22 protein-coding genes are annotated in these 18,682 nt (G+C 34.5%); 19 read left to right on the top strand and 3 right to left on the bottom strand.

The annotated features are described in order from the left end of the window. The first annotated feature begins 94 nt into the window (after window positions 1–94). From RWZ86_RS03540 to RWZ86_RS03495, 10 genes are all read left to right on the top strand, one after another. On the top strand, window positions 95–889 hold the full coding sequence (locus RWZ86_RS03540) for a hypothetical protein (RefSeq protein WP_314680055.1): 795 nt from the start codon (window positions 95–97) through the stop codon (window positions 887–889). A gap of 8 nt (window positions 890–897) precedes the next feature. Further along, window positions 898–1,119: a CPCC family cysteine-rich protein gene (locus RWZ86_RS03535; protein ID WP_314680053.1), complete on the top strand. Its 222-nt coding sequence runs from the start codon at window positions 898–900 to the stop codon at window positions 1,117–1,119. 149 nt (window positions 1,120–1,268) lie between these two features. Then, window positions 1,269–1,565, top strand: a complete 297-nt coding sequence (locus RWZ86_RS03530; protein ID WP_314680050.1) for a rhodanese-like domain-containing protein — start codon at window positions 1,269–1,271, stop codon at window positions 1,563–1,565. A gap of 123 nt (window positions 1,566–1,688) precedes the next feature. Continuing rightward, window positions 1,689–2,345, top strand: a complete 657-nt coding sequence (gene tmk, locus RWZ86_RS03525) for a dTMP kinase (RefSeq protein WP_314680049.1) — start codon at window positions 1,689–1,691, stop codon at window positions 2,343–2,345. A gap of 1 nt (window position 2,346) precedes the next feature. Beyond that, window positions 2,347–2,676 (top strand): cyclic-di-AMP receptor, encoded by a 330-nt coding sequence (locus tag RWZ86_RS03520; RefSeq protein WP_314353787.1) that lies wholly within the window; start codon window positions 2,347–2,349, stop codon window positions 2,674–2,676. A 7-nt stretch (window positions 2,677–2,683) separates the two neighbouring features. After that, window positions 2,684–3,637, top strand: a complete 954-nt coding sequence (gene holB, locus RWZ86_RS03515; protein ID WP_314680047.1) for a DNA polymerase III subunit delta' — start codon at window positions 2,684–2,686, stop codon at window positions 3,635–3,637. Between the two features lie 15 nt (window positions 3,638–3,652). After that, on the top strand, window positions 3,653–4,009 hold the full coding sequence (locus RWZ86_RS03510) for an initiation control protein YabA (protein ID WP_006703426.1): 357 nt from the start codon (window positions 3,653–3,655) through the stop codon (window positions 4,007–4,009). A 604-nt stretch (window positions 4,010–4,613) separates the two neighbouring features. Next, on the top strand, window positions 4,614–6,071 hold the full coding sequence (locus RWZ86_RS03505) for an arylsulfatase (RefSeq protein WP_399544795.1): 1,458 nt from the start codon (window positions 4,614–4,616) through the stop codon (window positions 6,069–6,071). Next, window positions 6,071–6,943: a formylglycine-generating enzyme family protein gene (locus RWZ86_RS03500; protein WP_314680043.1), complete on the top strand. Its 873-nt coding sequence runs from the start codon at window positions 6,071–6,073 to the stop codon at window positions 6,941–6,943. Before RWZ86_RS03505 ends, RWZ86_RS03500 begins: the two co-directional genes overlap by 1 nt. Further along, window positions 6,924–7,703, top strand: coding sequence for a sulfite exporter TauE/SafE family protein (locus tag RWZ86_RS03495; protein ID WP_314680041.1), 780 nt, complete (start codon window positions 6,924–6,926; stop codon window positions 7,701–7,703). Before RWZ86_RS03500 ends, RWZ86_RS03495 begins: the two co-directional genes overlap by 20 nt. Before the next feature lie 103 nt (window positions 7,704–7,806). Here RWZ86_RS03495 and rsmI read toward each other — a convergent pair whose 3' ends face one another. The 3 genes from rsmI to RWZ86_RS03480 are packed head-to-tail and all read right to left on the bottom strand — an operon-like array spanning window position 7,807 to window position 9,753. Further along, complete coding sequence (gene rsmI / locus RWZ86_RS03490) at window positions 7,807–8,694, bottom strand: 16S rRNA (cytidine(1402)-2'-O)-methyltransferase (protein ID WP_314680039.1); 888 nt, start codon at window positions 8,692–8,694, stop codon at window positions 7,807–7,809. After that, window positions 8,691–9,002 (bottom strand): GIY-YIG nuclease family protein, encoded by a 312-nt coding sequence (locus tag RWZ86_RS03485; protein WP_314680037.1) that lies wholly within the window; start codon window positions 9,000–9,002, stop codon window positions 8,691–8,693. The genes rsmI and RWZ86_RS03485 overlap by 4 nt, the downstream gene beginning before the upstream one ends. Before the next feature lie 4 nt (window positions 9,003–9,006). Beyond that, entirely contained in the window at window positions 9,007–9,753 is a 747-nt protein-coding gene (locus RWZ86_RS03480; RefSeq protein ID WP_314680035.1) for a tRNA1(Val) (adenine(37)-N6)-methyltransferase, read from the bottom strand. Between the two features lie 169 nt (window positions 9,754–9,922). Between RWZ86_RS03480 and RWZ86_RS03475 the strand changes: the two genes are divergently transcribed. The 9 genes from RWZ86_RS03475 to RWZ86_RS03435 all read left to right on the top strand — a co-directional run bounded on the left by RWZ86_RS03475 (window position 9,923) and on the right by RWZ86_RS03435 (window position 18,467). Further along, window positions 9,923–11,398, top strand: coding sequence for a DUF4097 family beta strand repeat-containing protein (locus RWZ86_RS03475; protein ID WP_314680033.1), 1,476 nt, complete (start codon window positions 9,923–9,925; stop codon window positions 11,396–11,398). A 27-nt stretch (window positions 11,399–11,425) separates the two neighbouring features. After that, complete coding sequence (locus tag RWZ86_RS03470; protein WP_314680031.1) at window positions 11,426–11,704, top strand: PspC domain-containing protein; 279 nt, start codon at window positions 11,426–11,428, stop codon at window positions 11,702–11,704. Then, on the top strand, window positions 11,679–12,056 hold the full coding sequence (locus RWZ86_RS03465; protein WP_314680029.1) for a phage holin family protein: 378 nt from the start codon (window positions 11,679–11,681) through the stop codon (window positions 12,054–12,056). Before RWZ86_RS03470 ends, RWZ86_RS03465 begins: the two co-directional genes overlap by 26 nt. A 168-nt stretch (window positions 12,057–12,224) precedes the next feature. Continuing rightward, a complete protein-coding gene (gene hprK, locus RWZ86_RS03460; protein ID WP_314680027.1) occupies window positions 12,225–13,157 on the top strand; it encodes an HPr(Ser) kinase/phosphatase in 933 nt (310 codons plus the stop codon). Between the two features lie 11 nt (window positions 13,158–13,168). Next, the gene (gene lgt / locus RWZ86_RS03455) at window positions 13,169–14,017 is read left to right on the top strand and encodes a prolipoprotein diacylglyceryl transferase (protein WP_314680025.1); all 849 of its coding nucleotides are present in this window, start codon (window positions 13,169–13,171) and stop codon (window positions 14,015–14,017) included. 12 nt (window positions 14,018–14,029) lie between these two features. Further along, complete coding sequence (locus RWZ86_RS03450) at window positions 14,030–15,073, top strand: NAD(P)H-dependent glycerol-3-phosphate dehydrogenase (protein ID WP_314680024.1); 1,044 nt, start codon at window positions 14,030–14,032, stop codon at window positions 15,071–15,073. After that, entirely contained in the window at window positions 15,070–15,990 is a 921-nt protein-coding gene (galU, locus tag RWZ86_RS03445; RefSeq protein WP_314680022.1) for a UTP--glucose-1-phosphate uridylyltransferase GalU, read from the top strand. Before RWZ86_RS03450 ends, galU begins: the two co-directional genes overlap by 4 nt. A 97-nt stretch (window positions 15,991–16,087) precedes the next feature. Continuing rightward, window positions 16,088–17,035, top strand: a complete 948-nt coding sequence (gene trxB, locus RWZ86_RS03440) for a thioredoxin-disulfide reductase (RefSeq protein ID WP_314680020.1) — start codon at window positions 16,088–16,090, stop codon at window positions 17,033–17,035. 499 nt (window positions 17,036–17,534) lie between these two features. Further along, on the top strand, window positions 17,535–18,467 hold the full coding sequence (locus RWZ86_RS03435) for a DDE-type integrase/transposase/recombinase (RefSeq protein WP_314680019.1): 933 nt from the start codon (window positions 17,535–17,537) through the stop codon (window positions 18,465–18,467). Window positions 18,468–18,682: the final 215 nt, after the last annotated feature.

Genomic DNA, 18,682 nt, shown 5'->3' with positions numbered 1-18,682 from the left:
ATTTTTAACTTCATCATTAAGGATAGAAAATAGTATCTCCGCTATTTTCTATCCTTTTTCTTTCGCCAAGTTAGAAAGCGTTTTATTATTCGCTATGTTCATAACGGTGGTCGGAGGTTTTATCGATGATTCTGATGAAGATATACTATGGGATTTGCTAGAAGAATTACATTATGCAAGACCAGGAACTCCAAAACGTAAGAAGGTTGCGAAACAAATTTTGAAAATAGAGCCAGACAATCTCGAAGCTAAGCAAGCTTTGTTTAGCTATCTACCTCGACCTGAGGAACTTTATGAGTTAGAAAAACTAGAAAGAGAAGAATTCAAAAAGTTAGATCCAGAAGAAATGGGATGGGAGTATATCGAAAATCGTCCGTATCTTCGCTTAAAAGCTGATTTAGCAGGTAAATATGTTAGAAATGCTTTCTTCACAAAAGCAGAAAAGCAATATAAAGAATTGCTAGAAATGAATCCGAATGATTCACTAGGCGCTCGTTTTGAATTAATGAATGTGTATGCACACCTAGAAAAATACGATGAAGCAAAAGTATTTTTAGATGAATACGAAAAAGAATATCGTTTGAATGATTTGTTGCTAGTACCAATGATGTTAGTCGCTCTTAAAGTTGGTAAAAACGAAGTAGCTGAGGATTATTATAGAAAATTATTAAAAGGGAATTCTGATGTAACGAAATTTTTACGTCTGTTAAAGAAAGAGGGAGTAGAAGGTGTAGAAATGATAGCAGATGAGCCGAATGATGGATATTACAGACCAGATAGTATGGATAGTTTAGTGTTATGCTTCGGTCGATTAGCTAAGACAATTGATTTAAACTATTTTGCTGAATGGTTAATAGTGACAAAGAAAACTTTAACTAAGAAGAAATAGAAATCGAAATGAAGAGGAGTATTACAATAGAAAACTCTCAAAAGACTTGGGTCATAAATGGATATTTATGGCTTCATTGCCCAGTATGCGGACATGAAGTAATGGACTATGATATTTGTGATGTATGTCATTGGCAGAATACTGGAATTATAAATAGTGATGGTGGACCAAATAAAATGACATTAGCAGAAGCAAAAGAAGCATACGCTAAAGGATTACCAATTCGTTAACTAGCACCTAGAATATTCTAGGTGTTTTTTCTTGTTCATTCATAGTTTTGTTAAAATAACGAAATTCATTCAATAAGACTCAACAGTAGGACAAGGATATGTAATATGTTAAAATTAAAGAAAACAGATGATAAAAAGGAGTTAGGAAGATGAAAAATATTACAGCAGCAGAATTTCAAGTAGTTAATCAATCAGAGGAAGTCGTTTTAATTGATGTTCGTGAAAAAGATGAATATCAAGCTGGACATATTCCAGGAGCAGACAATTTTCCATTAAGTGAATTGGGTACTAGTTATACGAATTTAGATAAAAACCAACCTTATTATGTTGTTTGTCAAGCAGGTGGTCGTTCTGCCAGAGCGTGCGAATTTTTGGAAGCTCAAGGTTTTGATGTGGTCAATGTAACTGGTGGTATGAATGAGTGGCAAGGGGAAGTTGCTAAGTAAGGTTTTCTATTGAAAGAATGGTTCTTAGTTTCTCAAATTTCTCCTGAATATTTAGTTTTGAATTTAAGTTCATTGGAAAATATGATAAAATGAAATAGAATTTGCGAAACTAGGAGGAGTATTGTGCCGGGATTATTTATTACGATGGAAGGCCCAGATGGAGCAGGAAAAACAACTGTGATTGAAAAGCTTATTCCATTATTAGAAAAACGAACAAATGTGACCATTACTTCTACTCGAGAACCTGGAGGAAGTCGAATTGCAGAAGATATTCGACAAATTATTTTAGATGTTCAAAATGTAGAAATGGATGTTCGAACAGAGGCGATTTTATATGCAGCTGCAAGAAGACAACATTTAACGGATCGAATTTTACCGAATTTAGAAAAAGGTGGCATTGTATTTTGCGACCGATTTGTAGACAGTTCATTAGTTTACCAAGGAGTAGCTCGTGGAATTGGTGTCGAAGCAGTGTATCAATTAAATCAATTTGCAACAGCGGGGAAAACACCAGATGTGACTTTATATTTAGATGTTCCAGCTGAAATTGGATTAGAAAGAATTCATTTAGCAAAAGGGAATCGTCAATTTGACCGCTTAGATCAAGAAGGATTACAATTCCACAAAATGGTTCGTCAAGGATATTTGGATATTATTCCAACAGATCCTGAACGTTTTATCCAAATTGATGCAACAAAAACAGTGGATGAAGTTGTGCAAGAATGTTTAACAGCTTTAGTAGAACGTTATCCAGAATATTTTACGAATGGAGAGAGATAATATGAAATTAATTATTGCGATTGTACAAGACAAAGATAGTCATTTATTAAGCGATGAATTTGCAAATGCAAATGTTCGTGCAACTCGTTTATCAACAACAGGTGGATTTTTACGAGCAGGAAACACAACATTCTTAGTAGGGATTGAAGAAGAACGTGTAGAAGAAGTTTTAACAATTATTCGTGAAAACTGCGAATCAAGAGAACAATTAACAACTCCTCCAGTACACTTGGATACAACATTAGAAGCTGGAATGTCTATGCCTGTTCCAATTCGTGTAGGCGGTGCAACAGTATTCGTTGTTCCAGTAGAAGCTTTCCACCGTTTCTAATATGAACATGTTGAAGCAATCTTTTATTCATGCAGTTCAAAAAAATCGTTTAGGTCATGCGTATTTATTTGAAGGAATGCAAGGAGTTGGGAAAAGAGAACTAGCTCTATTTCTTGCAAAATTAGTTTTTTGCCAAGAACGAGCTGACCATGAAGAACCTTGTTTCCATTGTGATTATTGCCGAAGAATTGATGAGGGAAATTTCCCTGATGTCATGGAAATTACTCCGGATGGGCAAACGTTAAAAGTAGACCAAATGAGAGAATTGAAGCAACAGTTATCCAAAACAGCAATGGAAGGGCATATGAAAGTATGTATTATCCATGATGTGGATACATTAACGACTGGAGCAGCGAATAGTCTATTAAAATTTTTAGAAGAACCAGAGTCTTCGATATTATTTTTATTATTAACAAGCCGACTTAGCAAAGTATTACCAACGATTCAATCTCGTTGCCAAATTGTTCATTTTGCAACGCCCGTTATGGAGACTTTAACGAACCAATTAGAAGAAGCAGGAGTAATTCCTTCTGTCTTTCGTTTATTAGCAACACTGACAAGTGATTTGGATGAGGCATTAGAATTAGCCAATAGTGAATCATTCCAACAATTGCGTCAAGATAGCTGGCAATGGTATACACGAGTGTTCCAAAATCGTTCGATGTCATTTGTAACAATTCAGTCGCAAATGATGCCGTTACTAACTTCAAAAGCAGAAGGTCAACGATTTTTAGAATTATTATCCATTTATGTGAGAGATTCTCTTTATATGGCAATCGGTGCTAAAGAGCAAATGATTCAAAAAGATAAAGCCGCTAGTTTACAAACAATTGCGAATCAGTTATCAGTACAAAAATGGATTGAATTGCATGAAAAGACGACTAGAGTGTTAGAAAAAGTTCAATCAAATGTAGGAATACAAGCAGCCCTGGAACAATGGGTATTAATGATTCCTAAGTAAGAAAGGAGAGATGGTATGACGAATCGTCAATTATATGACCGAGTAGAACAATTAAAAAGACAAGTTCATCAACAATTAGAATTGTTAGAAGAAATTAGTCAAGAATTACAAGTAGTCATTGAAGAAAATCATAATTTAACGATGGAAAATCTTCACTTAAAAGAACGATTAGATACCATCGACGAATCTGTTCCAACGGATCAATCCAATGAGCAGGTGGAACAAAAGAAAAAACGCAGTCAGTCATTAATTAATTTAGAAAATATTTACGACCAAGGATTTCATATTTGTAATTTTTATTATGGAAAACGCCGTGATAATGATGAAAACTGCATGTTTTGTACCGAAATTTTATTTAGTGAAAAACAATAATCTAGTAACTCGGAGATTTTTTCTTCGAGTTTTTAATAGAGTGATGATTCGAATTACAACATAGAATAAGAGCATACAATCTATTTTCTATTAGTAGCCAGGTCGCCAGCAGCCTCGCTAGCGAGTCTCATGGCTAAAATTCGAGCCACGGTCTCGAATTTCCCCTGTCATATAAGCCGAACTGGCTTATATGACTGCTGCTACAGTGAAAATGGCTTGTATGCTCTTATTCATTGGACGAAATCTTTATAAATAACAGCAATCTTTAATGTGTTTTTATCCTTAATATTTGATGGAAACATAAATGACGTAGAATACTAGCAACTGATGCATTTTCTCCTTAGCAAAGGTAATATAAACCGTGCAACGGCTTATATTACAGGTAAAATTTGAGATACAGGCTCAAATTTTAGCCATGAGACAGCGTAAGCTGGCTGCTGGCGACCTTGCTACTAATAGAAAATACATCCGTTGCTAGTATTCGTTTTTTGTCAAAGAGAACAATATATTTATAAAAACAAGCAATATTTAGCGTTCTTTTTATCTTTCTATCAAAAATACAATCGTATATAATAAAAATACGTAAGAAATGGGAGTGAAAGATATGAAACAAAAACCAAATGTTATTTTATTAATGGTGGATCAGATGAGAGCCGATGCGCTATCGTTTAATGATCCAAATCATTTTGCGATAACACCAACTTTAGATATGATGGCTTCTTTGGGATATAATTTCGAACAAGCCTATTCTCCTGTTCCGAGTTGTGTACCAGCACGTGCAGCCCTATTAACCGGAATGGATCAGTCTTCTACCGGTCGTGTAGGGTATGAAGATGAAGTTCCTTGGAATTATACGAATACATTACCTCAAACGTTTAGAGATTGGGGATACCAAACAGAGTGTATTGGGAAAATGCACGTTTACCCATCAAGAAAAAGAATGGGATTTGATCACGTAGTATTACATGATGGATATTTACATGTCGATCGAAAATATGACAAAGCTTATGGACAGAATTTTGAAGCTTCTAGTGATTATTTAGAATTTTTGAAAAAAGAATTAGGTCACGATATTGATATGATTGATGATGGTGTCAATTGTAATTCGTGGGATGTTCGTCCTTGGGAATTGCCAGAAAAATATCATCCAACGAACTGGGTAGTAAGCGAGTCAATTCAATTTTTAAAACGTAGAGATCCTTCTGTGCCATTTTTCTTAAAAATGTCATTTGAAAAACCACATGCACCTTTAAATCCACCAAAATATTTTTATGATTTATATATGGATGCATTGCCAGATGAAACAGATTTGCATATTGGAAACTGGGAACGACTAGAAGAAAAAATTCCAGACTTATATGCTCATCGTGGAAAATTAAAACCAGACGCTCAAAAAAGAATGTTAGCTGCTTATTATGGCTTAGTTTCTCATATCGATAATCAAATTAGCCGTTTCTTAACAGCATTGGAAGAATTTGATTTAGATAAAAATACGATTATTTGGTTCGTATCTGATCATGGGGATCAATTAGGGGAACATTATTTGTTTAGAAAAGCTTATCCTTATCAGGGCAGTATTAAAGTTCCATCATTTATTTATGATCCAGGAAATATTATTGCAGCTAGTCATAAAACGATTAAGCAATTAGTGAAATTACAAGATATTTTCCCTTCATTAGTGGATTTAGCACTTGGAGAACATGTAGAAGTGGATGGAAAGAGTGTGAAGCAATTATTGTTTGGTCATTATGAAGGGTGGAGACAAGATTTCCATGGAGAACATAGCAAGGGAGTCGATTCTTGTCAATTTATCTTAACTCAAGATTGGAAATTCATTTGGTATCCTGTAAAGGACGAATATCAATTATTCCATATGCCAACGGATCCAAATGAAATGAAGAACTTAATAACAGAAGAAAGTTATGCTCCAGTAATTGAAGAGTTGACAGCGAAATTAGTGCAATATTTACAAAATCGTCCGGAAGGATTTGTAAAAGATGGACAATTACATCAAGTGCCAGTAGAAGCCATCCGTGCAACTCTTTATAAGGAGGAAGCATAATGGAATTTGTTCAAATACCAGCCGGGAAATTCTTAATGGGAGATTCTTCTCATCAAGGTTTTGTAGAAGATTATGAAGGCCCCGCTGTAGAAAAAGAAGTTCATGCATTTGAAATGGCAAAAACTCCCGTAACGAATGCAGAGTTTTTAGAATTTGTACAAGCAACTGGTTATCAAACTTTAGCGGAGAGATTAGGAGATTCCTATGTATTTCATTTATTATTACCTGAGGAAAAAAGGGAGAATTATTCTCATGTAACAGGCTCACCTTGGTGGAAAGTCGTGCCAAACGCTAATTGGGCTCATCCATTTGGAGAAGGTTCTAGTATAAAAGGAATCGAGGATCATCCAGTCGTTCATATTGCGTTAGAAGATGCTATCGCTTTTTGTAAATGGGCTAACCTGCAATTGCCGACTGAGGTGCAATGGGAGTATGCAGCACGAGCAATGAGTACGAGTACTTATCCTTGGGGAGAGGATTTAGTACCTGAATCAGGCTACCGTGCAAACACATGGCAAGGAGATTTTCCAAATGTCAATGACGCATTAGATGGATTTGTAGGAACAGCCCCTGTGTATTCATTTGAACCAAATGATTTTGGATTGTATCAAATGATTGGAAATGTTTGGGAATGGTGTAGTCATCCAAGAGGAATTGTTTTACCTTTAGTAGAAGAGAGAATATCTCTGGATTCAATCAAACCTAGTGGAGAATTTGCTATTCGTGGGGGATCATTTTTATGTCATTGTTCTTATTGTAATCGATATCGAGTAGCTGCTAGAAATGGCGCCTTTGTAACGTCTACAACAAGTCATATGGGATTTCGTTGTGTCCGTTTTGAGGAGGAATCATATGTACGTAGCAATTTATAGCATCATCGTCTGGATTGCGACCTTTATTGGCGCAATAACGGGATTAGGTGGAGGAATTATTATTAAACCGGCTTTTGATTTTGTTGGGTTAGATCAAGCAGCGATGATTAGTGTGTATTCGACAATTGCAGTGTTTTCCATGTGTATCGTGTCTCTCTATAAAAGATGGGATGATGTAAAAAATAGTCAGCGAAAAATCTCATTGGGGCTTTCGATAGGATCAATTGTAGGTGGATTATCTGGGGAACAAATTTTTCAAATGGCTTTACAATATTGGGGGAATCGATTCGTGAGTCTATCTCAATCGATTTTATTAGTAATCATTCTTGTGGGGATTATTGTGTATGCTTTTTTCCAAGAAAAAATTTCTACACACTCCTTAAAACATTTATTTGGGATTATGGTTTTAGGTTGGAGTGTCGGTTTAGTATCTGTCTTTCTTGGAATTGGCGGAGGGCCTTTGAATATTGTGCTGTTATTATATTTCTTTTCGATGAAATCAAAAGAAGCAGCATTTTATTCGATCCAAATGATTTTCTTTGCGCAAATTATGAAAATGGGTTCGATCGTAACGCATCTGCATCAGATTGAATGGAATGGGTTATTAGTCATTTTGATTATTGTTTTTGCATTTTTAGGGGGATATTTTGGAACAAAAATTCAAAAGAAATTAACCCACCAACAAGTACTAACCTGTTATCATTTACTGATGATTTTATTATTATTTATCAATTTATATAATGTGTACCAAAGATTATAAAAATACAGAAAAAGTTTTTAGTTGCAAGGTCGCCAGCAGACTCGCGGCGCGAGGCTGCTGGTGAACTTGCCGGCTAAACAAGTCATGTCTATTTTTAGTATACTTATTCTTGGTGAATCAACTTGTAAACGTCTTGTTTTTTTAGTTGGTTCTGTTTTGCCACCCATTTAATGGCATCTTTTTGAGAAAGGTGTTGGTGTTCCATTGCCCATTGGACTTGTTCTTTTAAACTTAAATGTTCGCAAGAAGCAGTCTCTTCTGTAGCAACACTCGTTGTTACATCTTCAGGACGAGTAGTCCCAATTAAAATACAACATTCTCCTTTTAATTCCTCTTCCTCACAGAGTGTTTTCAATTCTAAAGCAGTTCCACGAATAAATTCTTCATGTTTTTTTGTCAATTCTCGACATAAAACCACTTCTTTTTCTTCACCATAGACTTGAGCAATCAGACTAAAACAATCTTCTAAACGATAAGGAGACTCATATAAAATCACCGTTTCACTATGACTCGATAAAGCTGTTAACTCAGCCACTCGATCCTTTTTCTTTCTAGGAAGAAATCCATAAAAATAAAAGGGTTGTGGAACTAATCCAGATGCAATAAGTGCAGTAATCGCAGCGTTAGCACCTGGTAGTGGAACAACCGTAATTCCTTCTTGAATACAAGCTTGAACGAGTTCAAATCCTGGATCACTTATTGAAGGAGTTCCGGCATCACTCACTTGGGCAATAGTTTTTCCTTCTTTTAACCATTCGATAACAGAAGGAATTCGTTCCTGTGTGTTATGTTCATGGAAACTTTTTTGTGGAGTTTGGATTTCAAAATGATTTAATAATTTCTGAGTATGTCTTGTGTCTTCTGCAAGAATAAAATCAACTTCTTGTAATGTTTTAATGGAACGAAAAGTCATATCGTCTAAATTCCCAATAGGAGTAGGAATTAAGTACAACTTTCCATAAGGGGATTCTTCAAAACTTTTTTGTCTCATGACAGTTCCTCCTGTTGTAATAATTGAATGATAGGCTTGGCTGTTTTTCGTATTTTCACACCTTGCCCTGTTAGATAGTTTATTTTTTGGATACGTGTTTGTTGTTTAAAAGCATATTCTGCTTTCAGAGCTTCGGATTTTGTAGCATATTCTTTAGCATATAATAGGGTAATAGGACGTCTTGTCTTTGTATATTTAGCTCCTGTTCCGTTATTATGAGCAGCGATTCTTTTTTCTACATTTGTCGTATATCCTGTGTATAAAGTGTTATCCTTGCATAAGGCAACATATATAAAATGTGTTCCCATCTCATTAACCCCATAATACTTCTTTTAATTTATCCGTATATTCATTATTTTCATCAAAAACAGTAATCGGTGGTAAAATACGAACGCCACCTGGTTGTCCATCTTTTATAAATTCGATTAGGACAATATTACTTTCTTTTCCTTCTTTTGGATGAATGAACTGAATCCGTTTCGGTTCTAGTCGGTATTGTCTTGCCGTTGTTAAAATATCTGTCAGACGATCTGGACGATGAACAATAAAGGCTTTACCTTTCATCTTTAGTAATCCGGATATATTTTGTAGCAATTCTTCTAATGGTAAATGAATTTCATGACGAGCAATGGTGAAAGCTTCTTTTTGATTGACGAGCGCTTGTTCTTGTAATTTGAAATACGGAGGATTACACGTGATGTAATCGATGGAGTCTTTCTTTAGAATCGTTGTAATTTCTCGAACATCTGCTTGGAGTATTTCTACTTTTTCTTCTAGTTGATTGAGTTGAATGGTTCGATTCGCCATATCGCATAATGCTTCTTGTAATTCAATACCGAGAATTTTATTTTTTGTTTTAGCGCTGAGTAAAAAGCTGACAACTCCATTTCCTGTACATAAGTCTACAATCGTTGCTTTTCTTTGATGGGGGATAGTAGCGAAATCACTTAATAATACCGCATCGATTGAAAAGGAAAATACTTCTGAGCTTTGGATAATATCAATATTTTCTCGTTCTAATCTATCTAGTCTTTCGTGTGGTTTTAACTCAATCGTCATAAAGGCTCCTTACATTCATCCAATATAGTAGGTTTATTTTAGCATAGAAGAGAAAACTCTGCACAAAAATATATTTTTAAGAATCAAACTTAAGACCTATGACATCTGAAAAGGAAAAAGGCATAATAATCTTGTAAATGAAATTAGTAAATAAATGGAGGAATCCGATATGAATGAAAAAGAACGTATTTTAGATTTAGTAAAAAAAGGAGTGATTAGCTCGCAAGAAGCTATTTCCTTATTAGAAGAGCTAGGAAAAAATCAAGGAGAAGCTTCAAAGGTGAGTGAGCAAGAGAAAAAAGATGCATCGATTTATCAAAAAGAAGATGAAAAACGATTCGATACAGTGTTAGATAGCCTAGCTTCTGTTGTTACGAATTTTTCAAGTGAATGGGATGAAGAATTTGAAACATTAAACCAAGTGACTCAACAAGTAAAACAAAAAGAAGAACGAATTGAAGAGTTACATTCTGCAAAAGTTCTTGACAAACTAACGGTAGAACAAGAAATGGAATTACAAAGACTCACTGAAGAGTTAGAAGTCTTACGTTCTCAACAAAGAAGTTTAGAAGAAGAGAAAAAAGCAGCACAAGAGGATATGAAACGATTGAAAAAAGAAGAGTTGGACGAAAAGCTAAAAAAAGCTAAACAAAAAATTGAAGAAACAGATTGGCAACAAACAACAAGCGATTCTTTATCACAATTAGGAGGAATCATTGGACGCTTTGCAGGACAATTTGCGAAAGCAGCTGCTGAAACAGCTCGTAATGTAAGTGTTACGATTAAAGATCATCCAAGTTTTTCAACGATGTCTCCATTTTTCTATAAAACCAATCATTCTTATGCATTTGAAGAAGAGTTTGGAGAAATTGGCATTATTGAAATTAAAGTGGCAAATGGGGATATCAAAATGAAAACAGCGCCTCAATCAACTGTAACGATTGAAGGAGAATTTCGATTAAATGAAGAGTTTGAAACGGAAGAAGAAATTGAACAATATATTAATGAGCGATTGAATGTTAGTCTAGAGAACGATACATTTAAATTCTTTGTCCCAAGTAAAAAAGTTTACGCAGATGTTACTTTTGTTTTCCCAGAAAAAGACTATGATTATGTCAGTGTTAAAGGATTGAATAGTGGGATTCGAATGAAAGACTTCACAGGGAAAGATTTTTATGCAGAATCACAAAATGGAGAAGTTTCTGTTAAAAATGTGAGTGGAACGATGTTAGAACTGACAAGTAAAAACGGAACAATTAAACAATTGGATGGACAATTTAAAGATTCTATTTTAGATGGAACAAATGGGAATATTATTTTTGATGCAGAAGCAGAAAGTGTGACACTAAAAACAGTCAATGGTTCTATTAAAGTGAAGAAAGTATCTCCAAATGTCAAACAAATTCTAGCTAAAACAGTTAATGGAAGTGTACATTTAGACGTACCAGAATCAGTAGAATTAGAAGCAGCTTTAAGTACATCACTAGGAAAATTACATTATGATGATGCACAATATGAAGTGATTAAACATGAAAAAACAGTGACAAGTCATTCTGTTGTTTTAAGAAGACAAAAAGAAACCGTTCCTGTTAGAATTACAGGGAAAACAACGACTGGAAGTGTGACGTTAAATTCGGTACAATAGAGATAAATTCGTAAAAAGGAGAACATTATGAAAAGAAAAAGATTAATGCGTTCAAAAGATAATCGTATATTAGCAGGGGTTATCGGAGGAATAGCAGAATATTTAGACGTTGATGCAAGTATTTTAAGAGTCATCTTTGTATTTCTAACATGGTCAGGAATGCCAATCTTATTATATATTTTATTAGCGATTATTATGCCATCCGAAAAAAGACCGGTGAATAGAAACTATTATGATCCAAATTATCGACCAAGAAAAGAAGCTCGAAAAGTAGAAGAAGATGATTCTGATTGGAGTGACTTCTAAGGAAATGTTTTTAAGAAAAATCGCTATTAACACAGTAGGATTTATGGTCATTGCAGCACTGCTTCCTCAATTTGTTGTAACCAATTGGGGGTCAGCTTTGTTTGCGGCGATTGTTTTATCGATTTTGAATGTTGTCGTGAGACCAATTTTGATGATTGCCTTTATTCCATTAATTGCGGCAAGTTTTGGTGTGTTTATGTTAATTATTAATGCGCTAATGCTGTGGTTAATGATGGGAATTGTCCCCGGTATTCACGTTACATCATTTTGGATACTAATAGTTGTAAGTGTGTTATTAAATATTTTTAGAAAATTTGTTGAAAATTTCTTCAAGGAAGAAGAGTATTATTAAGATATACCTATCTAAGAATTTAATTCTTAGGTAGGTATTTTTTTGCTAAAATCATTCGTTATTCGATGGATTTTCAAAGAGAATGTATAAAGATTTGGTATAGAATTTACCCGGGAAGTGTAAAAATGTGGTATGATAGAATAGAATAAGTAGAAAATGAGGGATGATATGAAATCGAACGTAACGATAGAAAAACTTGCTGAAAAACTTCATTTAAAACCATTACATGGTTTGGAATATTTAGATCGTGAAATTACCACTAGTGAAATTTCAAGACCGGGATTAGAATTAGCAGGATATTTTAATTTTTATCCAGCAGAAAGAATTCAATTATTAGGAAGAACAGAATTATCTTTTGCTGAACAACTATCTTCGCAAACTAGATTAAAAACAATGCGTCGATTATGTACGCCAGAAACACCTTGCTTTGTTATTGCTAGAAAATTATTACCCCCAGAGGAATTAGTTCAAGCAGCAGAGGAAGCGAAAATTCCTATTTTACAAGCAAGCTCGAGAACAACTCATGTATCGAGTAGTGTTACAAACTATTTAGAAAGTCGATTAGCTCCTCGTACGTCAATGCATGGGGTATTAGTCGATGTGTATGGAATTGGAATGCTCATTACTGGTGAAAGTGGTGTGGGTAAATCTGAGACAGCTTTAGAATTAGTTCAAAAAGGTCACCGTCTAGTAGCCGATGACCGAGTAGAATTATACCAACACGATGAGTTAACGCTTGTAGGGGAAGCACCTGAAATTTTAAATAATTTAATTGAAATTCGTGGAATCGGAATTGTTGATGTAATGACATTGTTTGGAGCAGGAGCTATTTTAGATACAAAACAAGTCGATTTATTAGTACATTTAGAAAACTGGACACCAGATAAACAATATGATCGTTTAGGAAGAGCTGTTGAAACGACTGAAGTGATGGGAGTAAGTATTCCAAAAATGAGAATTCCTGTAAAAACTGGTCGAAATGTTTCTATTATTTTAGAAGTTGCTGCAATGAATTTCCGTGCGAAAAAAATGGGATTTGATGCTACTAAAACATTTACAGAACGTTTAGAGCAATTAATTGCTGAAAACAGCCAACATTAGGAGGATGACGAATGAATGAATTTTTATTTCAAACGATTAATCCTATAGCCATTGAAATTGGTGGTTTGCAAGTTCGTTGGTATGGCATCATTATTGCTTCTGCCATTTATATTGCAGCTACTCTAGCAGATAGAGAAGCTACGAAAAAAGGATTTCGTAAAGACTTTGTAGTTGATTTAGTATTTTGGGCCATTCCATTAGCCTTTTTAGGAGCAAGATTATATTATGTCTTGTTTGAATGGAAACATTATATTGCTAACCCAATTGATATTATAAAAATTTGGGAAGGCGGAATTGCCATTTATGGTGGGCTAATTGCGGGAGCATTGACAACATATTGGTTTTGTAAAAAAGAAGAAGTTTCCTTTATTTTGTTATTAGATATTTTAGCGCCTGTTGTATTGTTAGCACAGTCTATTGGACGTTGGGGGAATTTCACGAATCAGGAAGCTCATGGAGCAGAAGTTACGAGACAATTTCTAGAAAATCTTCATTTACCAAGTTTTATTATTGAGCAAATGAATATTAATGGTGTTTATTATCATCCAACTTTTTTATATGAATCTTTATGGTCAGCTTTAGGAGTTATTTTATTACTAGTTTTAAGAAAGAAAGCTCCTATCAAAGTTGGGGAAATTGCAGCGACCTATTTAATTTGGTATGGATGCGGTCGTTTTGTCATTGAAGGAATGCGTACAGATAGTTTATGGCTATTTGGAGTAATTCGTATTTCTCAAGCATTGTCTTTAGTCTTAGTGATTGGAGCAATTGTTTGGGTATGGATGCAAAGAAAAAATCATCCACAGAGACCTACTTATGTATCTGTTGATGATCCAAAATCATCGGATTTATGGATTTAAAGGAGTCAGTTTATGAAACAAAAAATTGCAATTTTAGGAGCGGGTTCTTGGGGAACAGCATTGGCTATGGTTTTAAAAGATAATGGTCATGATGTATGTTTATGGGGAAATAATGCTTCTCAAATTGAAGAAATTACTACAAATCATACAAATCATCAATATTTACCTGAAGTGATTTTAAACGAGGAAATTTATGCAACCACAGATTTAGCAAAAGCACTATCAGGGGCAAATGCTGTTCTATTTGTTCTTCCTACAAAAGTCATCCGATTAGTAGCGAAACAAGTGGCTCCTTTATTAGAAGGAAATCCTGTCATTATTCATGCAAGTAAAGGATTAGAACAAGAAAGTTATTTGAGAATTTCTGAAATTTTAAAACAAGAATTACCAGAAGAAAAGTATGAAGAAATTGTCGTACTTTCTGGTCCAAGTCATGCGGAAGAAGTTGCTAAAAAAGATTTAACTACCATTACTGCTGCGTGTACTGAATTATCCTCTGCACAAGTTGTTCAACAATTATTTAGTAATTCGTACTTCAGAGTGTACACGAATACGGATGTTATTGGCGTTGAATTAGGAGCTGCATTGAAAAACGTTATTGCAGTGGGAGCAGGTGCCTTACATGGTTTAGGCTATGGTGATAATGCTAAGGCTGCTTTAATGACTCGTGGATTAGCAGAAATCAGTCGTTTAGGAATTGCTTTTGGAGCAGATCCACTAACGTTTATTGGGTTAAGTGGAGTGGGCGATTTAATTGTAACCTGTACAAGTATTCATTCCAGAAACTGGCGCGCAGGAGATCAACTAGGTCAAGGAAAATCATTAGAAGATGTCTTAGAAAATATGGGCATGGTTGTTGAAGGTGTTCAAACCTGTAAAGCAGCTTATGAATTAGCCCAGGAAAAAGGAATTGAAATGCCAATTACGAACGCTGTTTACAATATTTTATATAATGGGAAAAATATTAAAACAGAAGTTTTACAATTGATGGAAAGAGAAAGAAAATCAGAAGTATCCTTAAAATCACATCAAGAACAAATGGAGGGGTTACAATGAAAAAAGTAAAAAAAGCAGTTATTCCAGCGGCTGGTCTAGGAACACGATTATTGCCTGCAACAAAAGCGATGGCAAAAGAAATGTTACCAATCGTAGATAAACCAACAATTCAATATATTGTAGAAGAAGCATTGGCTTCAGGCATTGAAGAAATTTTAATTGTTACTGGTAAGAGTAAACGCCCTATTGAAGATCATTTTGACTCTAATATTGAATTAGAATCGAATTTGGAAGCAAAGGGAAAAACAGAATTATTGGAATTAGTTCAAGAAACAACAGGGATGAAATTATACTTCGTTCGTCAATCTTATCCTAAAGGACTTGGAGATGCGGTACTACAAGCGAAAGCATTTGTAGGTGGAGAACCATTTGTTGTGATGCTTGGAGATGATATTGTTAAAGCAGAAGTTCCATTAACAAGACAATTAATTGAAGGTTATGAAAAGACTCATGCTTCCAATATTGCGGTGATGGAAATTCCAATGGAGGATACGAATAAGTATGGAATTATCGAACCAGAAAGCAAAGTAGCAGATAATATGTATAATGTTCGTCACTTTGTGGAAAAACCAAAACCAGAAGATGCACCAAGTAATTTAGCGATTATTGGTCGTTACTTATTAACTCCTGAAATTTTTGATATTTTAGAAAAACAAGAACCAGGAGCAGGTGGAGAAATTCAATTAACAGATGCAATTGACACATTGAACCAAACTCAACGTGTATTTGCAAAGAAATTTGAAGGGACAAGATATGATGTTGGGAATAAGTTAGGCTATATGACTACAAGTATCGAGTTCGGATTAGAGCATCCAGAAATTAAGGATGAACTAAAAGATTATATTATTGATTTGGCACATCGTTTGGAAGGAAAATCTTCAAGCAAGAAAGTTGTTGAATCAGCTGAAAAAGAATAAAATAGAATAGAACATAAAAAGACTGAACAACAAAAATTGCAATCGAGCAGTAGTTTTTGTTCAGTCTTCTTTTATAACTGAAGGTAAAGGAGATACAATGATGGAAGAAAGAACAATTTATGATGTGATTATTATTGGTTCAGGTCCTGGAGGAATGACAGCAGCATTATATGCTTCTCGTGCGAATTTAAAAACATTAATTTTAGAAAAAGGGGTTCCTGGAGGAGAGTTATTAAATACTTCTGATGTAGAAAATTATCCAGGATTTTCAAATATTAGTGGACCAGATTTAGCTGATAATATGTATAAAGGTGCAATGCAATTTGGTGCAGAATATGCTTATGGCAATGTAAGTGGTATTGAAGTGGATGGAGATTTACGTATTGTCCACGCTGGTAAAAAATCTTATGCGGCTTATGCAGTAGTCATTGCAACTGGTTCTTATCACCGTAAATTAGGAGTTCCAGGAGAAGAGGAATATGCTGGTAGAGGTGTTTCTTATTGTGCAGTGTGTGATGGAGCTTTCTTCAAAGGTAGTGATTTATTAGTTATCGGTGGAGGAGACTCTGCAGTTGAAGAAGGAACTTATTTAACACAATTTGCGAATAAAGTAACGATTGTTCACCGTAGAGATGCTTTACGTGCACAAAAGATTTTACAAGATCGTGCGTTTGCGAATGAAAAAATGGACTTTTTATGGAATAAAGCTGTCGAAGAAATTTCAGGAGACGAACAAAAAGTGACTCATGTTACATTGAGAGATACTCAAACTCAAGAACTTTCTCAAGTAGAAGCTGCAGGAGTATTCATTTATGTTGGTTTATTACCGTTGACAGAGCCATTTAAAGACTTAGGCATTACAAATGAAGAAGGCTGGATTGTTACAAATGAAAAAATGGAAACAAGCATTCCTGGCATTTATGCAGTGGGAGATGTGCGTCAAAAACATTTAAGACAAATTACAACAGCTGTTGGTGATGGTGGAATTGCCGGAAACGAAACTTATCACTATGTAGAAGCTATTAAGGAAAAATTAGCGGAATAAGAGACGAGAGTTTTAGAAGGGAAGTTGTATGTTGGAAAAAATGCGTCAGTTAAAATGTCTCAGGAATATTCAACATACATTATTTCAAGGTTGTTCTTAATTTTACAGACATTATTTTTAGAAGAAAGTACGTCTATTCTTTGGTAAAACCAAATAAAGACGTACTTTTTAAGCATTTGAAAGTTAAAGGCTGGAAAGTGATTCATAAAATTATATTGTTCCGTTAAATGAAAAATGTTATTCCGAACAGATTGCTATTGTTCCGTTAAGGGAAAGGAAGTCATTTGTATGATAATGATTTACTACTAAAACGTTGTCTCATACTAACTTCTAGTTTTGAACCTTAACTAGAAGTTACTTTGAAACTTTAGGGAAGGAACAAATTATTTGGAATTTGTAGTAGATGTTAGGGTATCATACATTTGTGACAAAAAAAGAATAAAAAAAGAGAACCAATGTTATACTGAAGTTGCTCAAAAATCAGGAAAGAGGTTCTCTTATGAAATCTATTATAACAGAAGAAATCAAATTAAGACAGCGTGCAGTAGAATATGCGATAAAACATGATAATAACGCCAAAGCAGCAAGAAAATACCATACAACTAGACAACAAATTGCTCGATGGAGAAGTCGATATGATGGCACTGCACAATCATTGCTTCCAAAAAGTCGAAGACCGTTACATCATCCTAATGAACATAAAATCCACGAACTAGAACTTATACGTAAAATATACAAACGTTATAGCAGAGACGGATTAGCAGAGATTTATGTGCAATGTCAAAGAAGAGGATATAAACGTTCATATGGAGCGATGAAAAAAATGATAAAAAAACTTCAATTAACTGAGAAAAAAGAAAAAAGAACTTATCCTAAAAGTAAATGGACTCCAATACCAACTACTTATCCAGGAGAAAAAGTACAAATCGACATTAAATATGTTCCACAGTACTGTATAGGATGGGATAGTAAGGGGATTAAATATTATCAAATAACCGCTATTGATGAATTTAGTAGAAAACGAGTATGTAAAATTGTAGATGAGAAAAGCGTTACACATACAGCAGCCTTTTTAGAGAATGTAGAAGAAGAATTTGGATTTAGTATTAAAACTATTCAAACAGATAACGGACGTGAATTCACCAATGATCCAGAAGTGACAAGTAAAAAAACGATTTTCGAACAAAAATTAGAAGAAAAAGGCATTAAATATATAAAAACTAGACCATACTCACCATGGCAAAATGGGAAAGTAGAACGTAGTCATAGAGAAGATGGAAGAAAATTTTATAATCGAGTCTTTAAGAGTTTAGATAGCTTAGTTCAAGCACATACAAGATATATTAGTAGAGGAAATAATGTAGCTAGAAGTGTATTAAATTTTAAATCACCAAATCAAATAGTACAGCAGCACTTGTTACAATCGGCTTAATGTATTGTAGTTCAACGCCTTTTTCCTTTGCCAAGGGACGCTTCGCTCTAAAGCCCTTGACAAATCCAGGCGTTAAACTGTTTTGTGTACAAGCCAATTGTCCCACAAGTTGTATTGACACTGGTTCGTGTCACAAATGTTTGTGTTTCTTAGACAAATTAGGTAAATTCTCAATCTAAATTCTAGTTTAGAAATCAGTTGAATTTAGTCTGAGA

Source organism: uncultured Granulicatella sp. (genome assembly GCF_963545075.1).
Classification (GTDB): Bacteria; Bacillota; Bacilli; order Lactobacillales; family Aerococcaceae; genus Granulicatella.
The sequence above is the reverse complement of the archived record's forward strand: the minus strand, read 5'-3'. Positions and strand labels throughout refer to the sequence as shown.

Bases quoted from the DNA above. Each gene is read 5' to 3' on its own strand.
- RWZ86_RS03540 (WP_314680055.1), top strand. From the start codon at position 95: ATGTTCATAACGGTGGTCGGAGGTTTTATCGATGATTCTGATGAAGAT.
- RWZ86_RS03535 (WP_314680053.1), top strand. From the start codon at position 898: ATGAAGAGGAGTATTACAATAGAAAACTCTCAAAAGACTTGGGTCATA.
- RWZ86_RS03530 (WP_314680050.1), top strand. From the start codon at position 1,269: ATGAAAAATATTACAGCAGCAGAATTTCAAGTAGTTAATCAATCAGAG.
- RWZ86_RS03520 (WP_314353787.1), top strand. From the start codon at position 2,347: ATGAAATTAATTATTGCGATTGTACAAGACAAAGATAGTCATTTATTA.
- holB (WP_314680047.1), top strand. From the start codon at position 2,684: ATGTTGAAGCAATCTTTTATTCATGCAGTTCAAAAAAATCGTTTAGGT.
- RWZ86_RS03510 (WP_006703426.1), top strand. From the start codon at position 3,653: ATGACGAATCGTCAATTATATGACCGAGTAGAACAATTAAAAAGACAA.
- RWZ86_RS03505 (WP_399544795.1), top strand. From the start codon at position 4,614: ATGAAACAAAAACCAAATGTTATTTTATTAATGGTGGATCAGATGAGA.
- RWZ86_RS03500 (WP_314680043.1), top strand. From the start codon at position 6,071: ATGGAATTTGTTCAAATACCAGCCGGGAAATTCTTAATGGGAGATTCT.
- RWZ86_RS03495 (WP_314680041.1), top strand. From the start codon at position 6,924: ATGTACGTAGCAATTTATAGCATCATCGTCTGGATTGCGACCTTTATT.
- rsmI (WP_314680039.1), bottom strand. From the start codon at position 8,694: ATGAGACAAAAAAGTTTTGAAGAATCCCCTTATGGAAAGTTGTACTTA.
- RWZ86_RS03485 (WP_314680037.1), bottom strand. From the start codon at position 9,002: ATGGGAACACATTTTATATATGTTGCCTTATGCAAGGATAACACTTTA.
- RWZ86_RS03480 (WP_314680035.1), bottom strand. From the start codon at position 9,753: ATGACGATTGAGTTAAAACCACACGAAAGACTAGATAGATTAGAACGA.
- RWZ86_RS03475 (WP_314680033.1), top strand. From the start codon at position 9,923: ATGAATGAAAAAGAACGTATTTTAGATTTAGTAAAAAAAGGAGTGATT.
- RWZ86_RS03470 (WP_314680031.1), top strand. From the start codon at position 11,426: ATGAAAAGAAAAAGATTAATGCGTTCAAAAGATAATCGTATATTAGCA.
- RWZ86_RS03465 (WP_314680029.1), top strand. From the start codon at position 11,679: ATGATTCTGATTGGAGTGACTTCTAAGGAAATGTTTTTAAGAAAAATC.
- hprK (WP_314680027.1), top strand. From the start codon at position 12,225: ATGAAATCGAACGTAACGATAGAAAAACTTGCTGAAAAACTTCATTTA.
- lgt (WP_314680025.1), top strand. From the start codon at position 13,169: ATGAATGAATTTTTATTTCAAACGATTAATCCTATAGCCATTGAAATT.
- RWZ86_RS03450 (WP_314680024.1), top strand. From the start codon at position 14,030: ATGAAACAAAAAATTGCAATTTTAGGAGCGGGTTCTTGGGGAACAGCA.
- galU (WP_314680022.1), top strand. From the start codon at position 15,070: ATGAAAAAAGTAAAAAAAGCAGTTATTCCAGCGGCTGGTCTAGGAACA.
- trxB (WP_314680020.1), top strand. From the start codon at position 16,088: ATGATGGAAGAAAGAACAATTTATGATGTGATTATTATTGGTTCAGGT.
- RWZ86_RS03435 (WP_314680019.1), top strand. From the start codon at position 17,535: ATGAAATCTATTATAACAGAAGAAATCAAATTAAGACAGCGTGCAGTA.